Below are 12279 nucleotides of genomic sequence, written 5' to 3' on the forward strand. Positions count from 1 at the left end.
TGTGTGGAAAACATTCAGAAAATATTTTATAATGTAAGTGGTTACATTCAAGGAGGAATGCGTATGTTTTCAGTTCAACCAATCGCATTTGTACATAATGAAAGAAAGGAAATAAAAGATGATGAATGGGGAGAAGTAAGATCCTGTATTACTTTAACTGAATTGTATACAGAGGAAAGTATACAAGGGATTGAAGATTTTTCTCATATTGAAGTTGTTTTTTATTTTCATAAAGTAACGGATGAACAAATTCAATATTTTGCTAGACATCCTAGAAATAATAATGATTATCCTAAAGTAGGTATTTTTGCACAGCGCGGGAAAAATCGCCCGAATCGCATAGGTGTAACAATTGTAAAAGTGATAAAAAGAGAAGGTAAATCAATTATTGTTGAGGGGTTAGATGCTATTGATGGCACCCCTATATTGGATATAAAGCCAATAATGAAAGAGTTTATGCCGAAAGAAGAAATACAACAGCCTAAATGGGTAACGGATATAATGAGAAAGTATTGGAAGGGGAATGGAGTAAAATGAGAATATATGAGGCAACAATTGCAGATTTAGATGGACTAGCATCAGTTTTTAATAACTATCGTATGTTTTACCGACAAGATTCCGATTTAGAAAGTGCAAAAGTATTTTTACGAAATCGTATCGAGAGAAAGGAATCCGTTATTTTCGTAGCAGTGGAAGACGGTGAATATATTGGATTCACGCAACTATATCCATCATTTTCTTCCATTTCAATGAAAGAATTATGGATTTTAAATGATCTGTTTGTACAAGCCGCGAAGCGCGGATCTGGCACAGGTAAAAAATTATTAGAAGCTGCTAAAAAATTCGCATTAGAAAATGGCGCAAAAGGTGTAAAATTACAAACAGAGATTGATAATTTATCAGCACAGCGATTATACGCTGAAAATGGTTATTTAAGGGATAATCGTTATTTCCATTATGAATTAACATTTTAAAAAATGTAAGATTAAAAGAGACGTTTTCAAAATGAAAACGTCTCTTTTAAATTGTATTATAGTTGATTTAAAACCCAGTTTGTTGCATCTTCAAAGTTTTCTGCAATGTAGTTTGGCTCAATATGTGCCCACTTGTCTCGGTACGTATGTAAAGCATCGTATCCAGCGCCTGTTCGTACTAATATCGTTGTGGCATTCACTTTTGCTCCTGCCACAATATCAGTCCAGCGATCACCAACTACAGCACATTCTGTTAAATCAAGCCCATGTTTTTCCGCTGCTTTAAGAAGCATGCCTGTACTTGGTTTACGGCATTCACAACCATCACCATGTTTATGTGGACAAACGTAAATATCATCAAAACCGAAACCTTTTAATTCTTGTACAAAATCAGCTACAGTCGCTATTCCATCCGCGATACCTGGTTGATTTGTGAAAGAGATAATTTTTATATTTTGAGCTTTTAGTTTTTGCAGAGCTGCTTTTGTAAAGGGGAATAATGTAAAAGATCCAGGGTAATGTATTGTAGTGTCGCCGCCAATTGTACCGTCACGATCAATGAAAATTGCTTTAATGTTTGTCATAGTTATAGTCCCTTCAATTAAAAAGTAGTTTAAAAATGTTTTACAAATCGATATCCATTTATTTCATAACCTAATTTTTTGTAAAAAGGATGTGCTTCCACTCTTTTTGTTCCGCTAACTAGCCATGTTCCAATGCAATGATGCTTCTTTGCTAATTGTTCTGCATAATCCATTAACACTTGTCCAATGCCTTTCCGCCGTATTGTAGAATCGACGCTAATAATTGAAATTTCTCCATAACGAGTTACATCTTCTAAATTTTCGCGTATACGAAACCCAAGTAATCCAAATATAGTTTCTTCTTCCTCATAAACATATAAAAAATCAAAAGGACTCATTTGTACGAATTGCAATCGGTTGTTCATATCTTCATAGGAAATAGAGGAACCTTTTAATTCTTTCGTTAAAGAACAAAGTGCATCTATATCATCTATCGTCGCTTCACGAATTTGAAAAGGCATAGTATTCACTCCAATAAAATGTAATCAAACATTTAATATTCTGTTAAAAAATGTTTTTTCCTGCTATGAAAATAAATATTTTATAATGATATATAGATAGTTATATGTTAGTATTTTCCTTGATTGTATTGGGAATGGAAAGAAGGGGAATGTATGTTGAAGGTGAATATCCGCTCAGCTGGATATGAAATAGGTGAAAAAACAATTCACGATATTGCTTTTTCAATTGAAAAAGGTGAATTAGTTGCTCTTATTGGCGCAAATGGCGCCGGGAAAAGTACGACGATTAAAACGATGCTAGGCTTACTTGTAAATATGAATGGTGAAATATCATTTGGTGAAAAGAAAAACCCGTATGCATATGTGCCGGAACATCCAACATATTATGATTATTTGACGCTCTGGGAACATATTGAATTATTAATGGCTGCTCGTGAGAATGAAGTAGGAAGCTGGGAAAGGGAAGCTGAAGAATTATTACATATGTTTCGAATGGATAAGCATAAGCATGAGTATTTATCAAAGTTTTCAAAAGGTATGAAACAAAAATCGATGCTTATATTGGCGTTTTTAACTAAGCCAGATTTTTATATAATCGACGAACCTTTTATCGGATTAGATCCAGTAGCTACGAAAGAGTTTTTAAGTTATTTATATAAAGAAAAAGAGCGCGGGGCAGGAATTTTACTTTGTACGCACGTATTGGATACTGCCGAAAGAATTTGCGAAAGATTTTTACTCATTTCACAAGGTACATTAGTCGCAGATGGACATTTAGAGTCTATTCAAACGTTAGCGGAAATGCCGGGGAGTTCATTATTAGACTGTTTTGATGTAATCGTAAGGCGTGAACAGCATGATTAAAAAACAATTTTATAAAAGATTACGCCATGAACTCCAGCGGAAATGGAAGTCCATACGTTCGGTAACAGATTGGACAGTTGCGTTATATATTATTATTCCAGCACTTATATTTATGGGAATCTATTATCGATCACTATGGATGGAAACATTATCGATGGAAGAGACCATTTATTTCGGATTAGGTTTACTTGCATTTTATTTTGTAACATATTCGAGAGGTGTACGCTCGTTTTTTGAACAAGCAGATAGTCTATTTTTAATTTCGTATCCAACTCATATGCGAAAATTAATTCAGTATGGCATGATATATACATTTATTCGAATAGCGATAACGAATGTAATGGTAGTAGTAGTTATGTTACCGGTGTTAATGAAAAGTATCGGAGCGACAAAGATACAAATCATATTATTTTGGACATTTTTTACTGTATTTCGATTTATGTTGTCGTTGTTGACGAGATTTATACATATACGTGTCGGGAAGCGATGGGTTTTATGGATTATAAAAAATGTAATATTTTCTATGAACTTATCCTTTTTTGGAATGAGTCTATTTTTTACTTATAAAAATCCATTTTATTCAATACTATTTATCGGTCTAGCAGTTTTCCTAATTATAGTATTAGTAAAAGAAAAGATGAATTATAAAAATTACTTTTTTAAAGAAGTTGAGAAAGAAAAGGAAGAAAGTATGCGTTGGACGAGTGGTATTATGCAAGTCGGTGGCCATGCTGCTAAGCCGAGTAGTTCAAATAAAAAACCATGGATGTTTCCACGTTCTAAAAAAATATTAGGGAAAAAAGCTGATTCGCGTATCGTTGAATCTTTTTTGAAAGAATTTTTCCGTACAAGTAGTGCACGAATATTTTATATTCAAATTGTATGTATAAGCGCTGTAGGTATTATTATGAGTCCAAGGTGGATTGCAGCTATTATTCTTGTATTTGCTTTAGTTGCAATTTCTCGTTATGCGCGTGATTATTGGAATGAATTTACGAAAAGAATGTTTCTTCATTTATATTGTGCTGAAGGGAAATTACTATTGTTAAGATGGAAGGCGGATCGTTATTTATTACTTCCAGTAATACTTTTGTATGGAATAGTTATACTTTCTCACTTTTATTTATTACTAGCTGTAATCGCAGCAGTTATTTTTATATTATTGATTGGTTGGATTGTATTTTCACCATAAAAAAAGAGCCGGAAAATGGCTCTTTTTCTAGTCTGTAACACACTGATAAATAAAATATACTAAAACGAGTATGCTTGCGGCGGAGTACACGACATCTAAAGTCATCTGGTTGCCTCCTCATTGATGTTGTATTTATAGTGTATGAAATCTTACAATTTCATATTCAAGTGAAAAATATGTGAACGTTAACAAAATTGTAAAGTGCAAAAATTACAATCATTTTGTATAATAGAAGAAACAACCGTTATATAAAATATAATGAGTGAAAGGGGAGGGAACATAAATGCCAAATTGGTTTAGAAAAACCTTAGTCGCATTAATTACCGTATTTACATTTGGTTTAGTGACGCCTCCTTCCATATTGCTTGATAATGCCAAAGCTGCGGACAAGCCTACGAGCACAGCTGGGCAACAAAATTTGGAGAGTACGTCCTATACATATGAAGAAGCGAATGACAGGTTAACCACCGATACTTTTATTACTTATGCAATGCAAGAAGCAGAGAAGCAGTCGATGCAAAAGTTTGGAACTAAAATTGGTCCAGTAATTGAAGATGAGTTTAAAGATGTAATATTACCGAAAATTGAAGAGGCAATTGCTGAGCTTGCCAATGATGTACCGGAGGAGTCGTTACAATCATTATCGATTTCTCAGAAACCAGCTGGTGGAAATAATGAAAAGATTTTTCACGTTTACGATACGAAATCTGGAAATGACTTACTACGATTTCATGTAAGAAGAGATCATCCACCACAAGAAGGTTATTATTTCAATTTCCACTATCATCGTTTTGATGATGGATACTCTGGACATCATGAATTAGGAAATATTTATTGGAATACGAATGTACCGCCAAAATGGCTTTCTTAAAAAGAACAAGAGAAAATCTTGTTCTTTTTTTATTGATAAAAGGGTAAGACAACTATGCTGTTGAATACCATATGTTTAAGAAAAAGAAGAAAAGGGAGTATGGGGATGCAAAAATATATTGTTTTTGACTTTGATGGCACATTAGTAGATTCACAAAATATATTTGTACCGATCTATAATCAAATTGCTGAAAAGCATGGTTATAAAACAGTAAGGGAAGAAGAAATTGAGGATTTACGTAAATTAACGATGCCAGAGAGATGTAAACGACTCGATGTACCACTGTATAAACTACCGATATTAGCGTTAGAGTTTTATAAATTATATCAACCCGCTATAAAAGATCTCGTTTTGTTCCATGGGATGAAGGATGTATTAGATGAATTACATAAAAAAGGCTACGGGATTGCCGTCATATCATCGAACTCAGAAGAGCATATTCGGGCGTTTTTACACAATAATGGTATCGAAAATATTCAAGAAGTGTATTGTTCTAAAAATTTGTTTGGTAAAGATAAAATGATAAAAAGATTTTTAAAATCAAAAAAAATAACAGAGCAAGATATGTTATATGTCGGTGATGAACAGCGAGACGTAGCAGCGTGTAAAAAGGCTGGTGTGAACGTAATTTGGGTATCTTGGGGATATGATGTCATTGAAACAGTAGAAAAAGATGAACCAGATTTTATGGTCAATACGCCGATGGAAATTGTACAAATTGTACAGGGCGCACATTTTTAATATGAATATACTTCGATAAGGTATTCATCATATTGAATTTTGGATAGCGAATTTAGATGAGTCTATTACTTTTTACGATCCGAATGGATTTATTATAGAAGTAGCGTATACACCAAATGTAGAAATGTAAGGGGAATAAACGTGAAGACAATTACAGCACGGCAAAACAATATACAAATAGTAAAAGATGCAGCAAATATTGAAGAAATCTCTAAAGGTTTCTCTCCTGATAAAAAATATATCATTACGACTATTGAAGATGAAAAGTATTTGTTACGGACAGGCGATATAAAAGAGTATGAAAGAAAGAAAATAGAGTTTCAAATTTTAAATGAGATGCAAAACCGTAGTGTGCGAGCGCAAAAACCAATTGAAATGGGTTTGTTGGAAGAAGAAGGTTTATGCTACGGTGTTTTTTCGTATATAGAAGGAGAAGATGCGAAGAAGTTGTTGCCGACATATACGCCAAAAGAACAATATGATATTGGTATAGAGGCAGGAAAAGATTTAGCAAAAATGCATACATATGAAGCTCCTAAGGAGATACTTCCATGGTATGAAAGATCAATGAAAAAACATAGAAAATATTTAGAGGCATATAAAACATGTGGAATAAAAATAAAAAATGATGATAAAATTATTAAGTTTATAGATGAAAATGAAATGTATGTACAAAATCGCCCAAATCGATTTCAACACGATGATTTTCATTTAGAAAATATAATTGTGCGGGATGGGAAATATGTAGGTGTTATTGATTTTAATGGTTATGATTGGGGCGACCCACTTCATGATTTCGTAAAAATTGCACTATTTGCAAGGGACATTAGTATCCCGTATTCAATCGGACAAATAGAAGGATACTTTAATGGTAGAGTACCAGAGGAGTTTTGGAAATTATATGCGGTGTACGTTGGCATGACGGTTTTCTCTTCAGTTGTTTGGTGTTTACGAGCAGCGCCGCATATGTTGGAGGATACGTTAGAACGCCTTACTATTGTTTTAGAGGATCATAAAAACTTTGAATTATCGAAGCCGATTTGGTTTGATAGTGAAATGATGAATAGAAAATAAGGATAGTAGGTGGGAAATCTCACACCTGCTATTTGTAAATAACTCATGAGATGGTCTCTTTACATACTATATATGTAGTTTTTTTATGAAGGAATGAAAACCTTGACGTCTACTTTATAATATAAAAAGGGGGTGGACGATTGAAAATCAGGCAAGGCAAATATGAAGAAATAAAATTACGCGATAGAATTCCAGGGATGGTTGAATATATAGATGAAACAATGTTATCTGCTGGTTTTCACTATTATATTCCCCCTCACTGGCATAGAAGTATTGAAATTAGCCTAGTCGTATATGGAGAAGTTTTCTTGTATGTGAATGGGCAAAAAAAGAAAGTATCCGCTGGCGAATTTATTTTTGTAAATAGTGGCGATGTTCATGAATTCGAAAAAGTTGAAAATACAAGTTGTGCAGTAATGATGTTAATTATTTCTTATGAATTTCTTAAAGAGCTAAATGAAGGTTTTGATAAATATAGATTTAATATAAAAGAATCAGTTGTTCAGAAAACTAATCTCCAGCAAATGTTTAATGAATTAAAGGGGTTAGTCACAAATTCTGATGATTTAACTTACATAAAAATTAATAGTTTAATTTATGAAATTGTTTATATTCTATTGCGATATTGCAAAGATGGGGAGAATATAGACAATGATTTTCAACTTGGAAATAGACAGAAAGAAATGATTACGTATATTTACAAACATTATGATGAGGAACTAAAACTGAAAGATGTGGCCAAACATTTTTTTGTAAGTGAAGAACATTTTTCACGTATGTTCAAAAAATCATTCGGATCAAATTTCACCACTTTTTTAACGAGATACAGGCTCTATAAAGCTTATGAAGATATTATTAGAAGTACAAATTCTATACAAGATATAGCAGTAAAACATGGATTTCCAAATGTAAAATCATTTATTTCACAGTTTAAAGACAAATATGGATATACACCATTACAGTATAGGAAAAACATCATATCAAAAAATGACAATAATCGAATCAAATATAAACAACAATAAAAATACGTTCCATGGTACATTTTGTACATGGAACGTATTTTTATTTAGTAAACGGGAAGTTATATAATCCCGAATGATGAAAGCGTTTGAATTTAGAGGGGAGAAATATTAGATGCCTAGAAAATATGACTTAGACTTATTAGAAGAAATTCAAGAAAAACAAGAAACCATCAATGTGCAGGGGGCAAAAGTCTTAGTAAAAAACATACCAGATTGTGATGAAAAAGGTGCGATGGATCCACGTCTTTATAAGGACATGAAGGTTCAAATGAATGTAATGAGGTTTATGCCTAAAAATATGATGAAAATGGATGCTTCTGAAAAATCAGTAAAGAATATGAGGAAGCAATTTAATACGATTAAAAGTGTCCCCATTGTCACTAAAGACATTAATATTATGCATAAAACTGTGAAAGCAGAAGATGGATTTGATATTCCAATCAGAATTTATAATAGTAGTTCTAAACGAGAGAATGCACCAATTCTATACTTCATTCATGGTGGCGGATTCATGGCGGGATCACCAGATGTGGTTGAAGAACTTGTGAAATTAATTGTAGAGAAAACAGAAATACTAGCCGTTTCTGTAGATTATCGCTTAGCTCCAGAAAATCCTTTTCCAACTGGGCATACAGACTGTTACACAACTTTAAAGTGGATTTATGAGAATGCTGGTACATTAGGCGGTGATAAAAATAATATTTTTGTGGCAGGTGATAGTGCAGGAGGGAACTTAACACAGTATTGTACAACTAGAGATTTGGAAGATGGTAGGAAGTACGTGAAGGGACAGTTGCTACTGTATCCTACAATTAATATGTGTGATTATGAAGATGAATTTTATTCTTGGAGTATAGATAAATATGAAATTGCTCCAAAGTATAAAAAAGGATTAGAAAAAATGCTTACTATTATGCATTCAATGGTTGGAGGTATGTCAGAAGTACTTGGTACGAAAGAAATTAATTCTAAGTATTTAAGTCCATATATTGATGTATCCTCAGACTATCCAAGTACATTTATTACGGTAGGAGAGCATGATTTTTTAATGATAGAATGTTTAGCGTATGCAGCTAAATTAACTAAAAAAGGAGTGGATACTGAAACAGTTCTTTATCGTGGTTTAGGGCACGCTTATGGAGATAATGTAGGTGTCTACCCTCAAAGTGAAGATTTAGCAATTGAAATGGGGAATTTTATATTAAAACATAGTGGGAGGTAGGGAGAATATCAATTTTTGATGGGATTTTTAATTGTGAAAAAATAGAGGGAAGCGAAAGCTTCCCTCTATTAAATTTACTATTCAATTTTAGTGAATGTAAGGGGTTGAGTACTTAAAGTTGCAGGAACATGTAACTGAAGTGATGGGAATTCACCATTCACATTCATTTCATATGCAAATAATAGATTCATTTTTGCTTGGAACAAGTCAACTGGTGCGGAGAAAATGTCGTAATGATGATGCTGTAATTGAATCTCCATCTCCATAAATTGTACGTGTAATGAATCATCTCGTTTATATACTTGTAATGCTCCATAAGCAGGATGCTCAAAAGTACCAGTGTAGTCCTCTAATTTGTGAGAAGGTGCAGTCCCTTTAATTTGTTCAGGAAGGGATTCAGTTGCTTCTTTCATCATTTCCTTCATTTTTTCACTATCTTCTACAGCACGTTTATGCCAATCGATGCCTTCTAATTCAAGTAGATCGTCATAAATTTGGTTAGCAAGATAAGTAGGGAGTAATGTGCTTCCAGCATTCGTTAAAATGACAAGGCCTACATTTTCTTTTGGCATGAATGAAACAAGTGCCGAAAATCCATCAATATTACCGCCATGATGAATCACTTTATTACCACGATAAGCGCTAATAAACCAACCAAGGCCGTAACTATTTAATGGAGATTCAGGGAGTGATAGAACTGGTTGATCTGGAATGGAATTGTGTGGTGTATACATTTGTTGTAATAATTCAGAGGAGATTAATTCATGATCTCCAAACTTTCCTTCGTTTAAGTGAAGAAGTACCCAATTTGCCATATCTTCAATTGTAGAATTAATACACCCAGCAGCGCCAACTGTATCAATGTTACGGAATGGAACTTCTTTTATTTCACCGTCATTTTCAACGTAAGGTAAAGCGTGATTATCTGTATTTTGTGAGTCTGTAACAGAGAAGTTTGTTTGATCCATATTTAAAGGCTCTAAAATATGTTCTGTAACATATTGTTCCCATGTTTGATTTGTAATGTTTTCCACAATATAGCTAAGTGTCGCATACATTAAATTGTTATAAAGAAATGCTGTACGGAACGGAGCATCAAGTGATAAATGTTTTATTTTTTCTACTATATCTTTTCTAGTTAAAGAAGAACTGTACCAAAGAGCATCGTGTCGACTTACCCCAGTGCGATGAGAAGCTAAATCTCGTCCTGTAGTTTGTGAGCTAGCGAGTAGTTCAGATAAAGAGAAGTTAGGTATATAAGACTGTACAGGAGTATCCCAATTAAACTTTTTTTGCTGTGCTAATAAACTTAATGAAAGTGTTCCGAATGCTTTCGTTGCGGAACCGATTGCGAATCGTGTCTGTGGAGTAACAGCCTCTTTTTTCTCTATGTTTCGATAGCCGAAACCTTCTGAAATAATTACCTCACCATCTTTTATAACAGCTACAGCAGCGCCAGGAACGTGTAAATCCCTCATCATCTTCTCAACCTTATGTTGTAACGTACTTAAAACAGGAGTTTTGATTTTAGACATGCTTCCAACCTCCACATATAAATTTTATGTTCCGCATTATACTTTCTGTAATAGAAAAGTGAAAACCTTTTTTAATATTGAAAGTTAATAATTTTGTAAGAAATATTGAAAGAATTTTTATTAATTTGGATTATTAAATTCGCTGTTTTTCATGTTATGATAAATCTCATATAAGATTGAAAGAAGGTTTTCCTACATATGAAACACGCTGAATATGAATACTTAAATTTATGCCGTCATGTAATGGAGCACGGTACGAAGAAAGAAGATCGTACGGGGACAGGTACTGTATCTGTATTTGGATACCAAATGCGTTTTGATCTAAGTAAAGGATTTCCTTTATTAACGACAAAGAGAGTCCCATTTCGCCTTGTAGCAAGTGAACTGCTTTGGTTTATGAAAGGTGATACAAATATTCGTTATTTATTGCAACATAATAATAATATTTGGAATGAATGGGCGTTTAAGAGCTGGGTAGAAAGTGATGAGTATAATGGTCCTGATATGACAGATTTCGGTCTTCGCTCTCAACAAGATGAGGAATTTAAGAAGCAATACGATGAGCAAATGGACCTATTTAAAAAGAATGTTTTAGAAGATGATGATTTTTCGAATAAATATGGCTACTTAGGAGACGTATATGGCAAGCAGTGGCGTGCTTGGAAAACGACAGCTGGTGAAACACTAGATCAACTAAAAGATGTAATTGAAATGATTAAAAAAACGCCAGATTCACGTCGCCTAATCGTTTCTGCTTGGAATCCTGAAGATGTACCAAGTATGGCATTACCGCCTTGTCATACACTATTCCAATTTTATGTAGCAGATGGAAAGCTTTCTTGTCAGTTATATCAAAGAAGCGGTGATATTTTCCTTGGCATTCCATTTAACATTGCAAGTTACTCACTTCTAACACATTTAATTGCACATGAATGTGGTCTTGAAGTAGGAGAATTTGTACATACAATTGGAGATGCACACATTTATACAAATCATTTTGAACAAATAGAAAAACAATTGGCACGTGAACCACGTCCGTTCCCGAAACTTACATTAAATCCAGATGTGAAATCTGTTTTCGATTTTGAAATGGAAGATTTAACGATTGAAGGATATGATCCACATCCAGCAATTAAAGCACCGGTTGCAGTATAATTGTAGAGGAGATGAAAAGATGATTGTTTCATTTATGGTCGCAATGGACGAAAATAGAGTAATTGGTAAAGATAATAACTTACCTTGGCGTTTACCGAGTGAATTACAATACGTGAAGAAAACGACGATGGGTCATCCACTTATTATGGGAAGAAAGAACTATGAAGCGATTGGTAGACCGCTTCCTGGCAGACGTAATATCATTGTAACTCGCAATGAAGGGTATCACGTTGAAGGATGTGAAGTTGTTCATTCTGTGGAAGAAGTATTCGAACTATGTAAAAATGAAGAAGAGATTTTTATTTTTGGTGGAGCGCAAATTTACGATCTCTTTTTACCTTATGTAGACAAGTTGTATATAACAAAAATCCATCATGTATTTGAAGGAGATACATTCTTCCCAGAAATGGATATGACAAATTGGAAAGAGACTTTTGTAGAAAAAGGTTTAACGGATGAAAAAAACCCGTATACGTATTATTACCATGTATATGAGAAGCAACAATAATAAAAAAGATTGGTGTGAGAATTCGCATCAATCTTTTTATTTGTATTCACTAATATAAGTTTATAGATGAGATTCG

14 protein-coding genes and 1 pseudogene are annotated in these 12279 nt (G+C 33.5%); 12 read left to right on the forward strand and 3 right to left on the reverse strand.

Going from position 1 to position 12279, the window contains the following annotated elements:
* The first annotated feature begins 63 nt into the window (after positions 1-63).
* The gene (locus KPL75_RS24875; protein ID WP_033733927.1) at positions 64-537 is read left to right on the forward strand and encodes an SAM-dependent methyltransferase; all 474 of its coding nucleotides are present in this window, start codon (positions 64-66) and stop codon (positions 535-537) included.
* Positions 534-974, forward strand: a complete 441-nt coding sequence (locus tag KPL75_RS24880) for a GNAT family N-acetyltransferase (RefSeq protein WP_033713296.1) — start codon at positions 534-536, stop codon at positions 972-974. The genes KPL75_RS24875 and KPL75_RS24880 overlap by 4 nt, the downstream gene beginning before the upstream one ends.
* Before the next feature lie 56 nt (positions 975-1030).
* Here KPL75_RS24880 and KPL75_RS24885 read toward each other — a convergent pair whose 3' ends face one another.
* Together KPL75_RS24885 and KPL75_RS24890 are read right to left on the reverse strand one after the other, a co-directional pair.
* Positions 1031-1558, reverse strand: coding sequence for an HAD-IIIA family hydrolase (locus KPL75_RS24885; RefSeq protein ID WP_219918247.1), 528 nt, complete (start codon positions 1556-1558; stop codon positions 1031-1033).
* Between the two features lie 29 nt (positions 1559-1587).
* The gene (locus KPL75_RS24890; protein ID WP_219918248.1) at positions 1588-2019 is read right to left on the reverse strand and encodes a GNAT family N-acetyltransferase; all 432 of its coding nucleotides are present in this window, start codon (positions 2017-2019) and stop codon (positions 1588-1590) included.
* Between the two features lie 153 nt (positions 2020-2172).
* Here KPL75_RS24890 and KPL75_RS24895 point away from each other — a divergent pair, with 153 nt between their 5' ends.
* From KPL75_RS24895 to KPL75_RS24930, 8 genes and pseudogenes are all read left to right on the forward strand, one after another.
* Positions 2173-2883, forward strand: coding sequence for an ABC transporter ATP-binding protein (locus KPL75_RS24895; protein ID WP_219918249.1), 711 nt, complete (start codon positions 2173-2175; stop codon positions 2881-2883).
* Positions 2876-4075, forward strand: coding sequence for an ABC transporter permease (locus KPL75_RS24900; RefSeq protein ID WP_219918250.1), 1200 nt, complete (start codon positions 2876-2878; stop codon positions 4073-4075). Before KPL75_RS24895 ends, KPL75_RS24900 begins: the two co-directional genes overlap by 8 nt.
* Positions 4076-4358: 283 nt before the next feature.
* Positions 4359-4946: a YpjP family protein gene (locus KPL75_RS24905; protein ID WP_219918251.1), complete on the forward strand. Its 588-nt coding sequence runs from the start codon at positions 4359-4361 to the stop codon at positions 4944-4946.
* Between the two features lie 105 nt (positions 4947-5051).
* A complete protein-coding gene (locus tag KPL75_RS24910; RefSeq protein WP_219918252.1) occupies positions 5052-5687 on the forward strand; it encodes an HAD family hydrolase in 636 nt (211 codons plus the stop codon).
* A gap of 22 nt (positions 5688-5709) precedes the next feature.
* A pseudogene (locus KPL75_RS24915) lies at positions 5710-5799 on the forward strand (aminoglycoside phosphotransferase); the annotation flags it as partial.
* A gap of 29 nt (positions 5800-5828) precedes the next feature.
* Positions 5829-6761 (forward strand): aminoglycoside phosphotransferase family protein, encoded by a 933-nt coding sequence (locus tag KPL75_RS24920; protein WP_219918253.1) that lies wholly within the window; start codon positions 5829-5831, stop codon positions 6759-6761.
* A 140-nt stretch (positions 6762-6901) separates the two neighbouring features.
* A complete protein-coding gene (locus KPL75_RS24925) occupies positions 6902-7783 on the forward strand; it encodes an AraC family transcriptional regulator (RefSeq protein ID WP_219918254.1) in 882 nt (293 codons plus the stop codon).
* Positions 7784-7895: 112 nt separating this feature from the next.
* Positions 7896-9005 (forward strand): alpha/beta hydrolase, encoded by a 1110-nt coding sequence (locus tag KPL75_RS24930; RefSeq protein ID WP_219918255.1) that lies wholly within the window; start codon positions 7896-7898, stop codon positions 9003-9005.
* A gap of 77 nt (positions 9006-9082) precedes the next feature.
* Here KPL75_RS24930 and KPL75_RS24935 read toward each other — a convergent pair whose 3' ends face one another.
* Positions 9083-10540 (reverse strand): serine hydrolase, encoded by a 1458-nt coding sequence (locus KPL75_RS24935; protein ID WP_219918256.1) that lies wholly within the window; start codon positions 10538-10540, stop codon positions 9083-9085.
* A 198-nt stretch (positions 10541-10738) separates the two neighbouring features.
* On the opposite strand from KPL75_RS24935, the gene KPL75_RS24940 reads away from it, so the two are divergent.
* A complete protein-coding gene (locus tag KPL75_RS24940; protein WP_219918257.1) occupies positions 10739-11695 on the forward strand; it encodes a thymidylate synthase in 957 nt (318 codons plus the stop codon).
* Between the two features lie 19 nt (positions 11696-11714).
* Positions 11715-12203, forward strand: coding sequence for a dihydrofolate reductase (locus KPL75_RS24945; RefSeq protein WP_219918258.1), 489 nt, complete (start codon positions 11715-11717; stop codon positions 12201-12203).
* The last annotated feature ends 76 nt before the right edge of the window (positions 12204-12279 follow it).

This window comes from Bacillus sp. NP247 (assembly GCF_018966865.1).
Lineage (GTDB): Bacteria > Bacillota > Bacilli > Bacillales > Bacillaceae_G > Bacillus_A.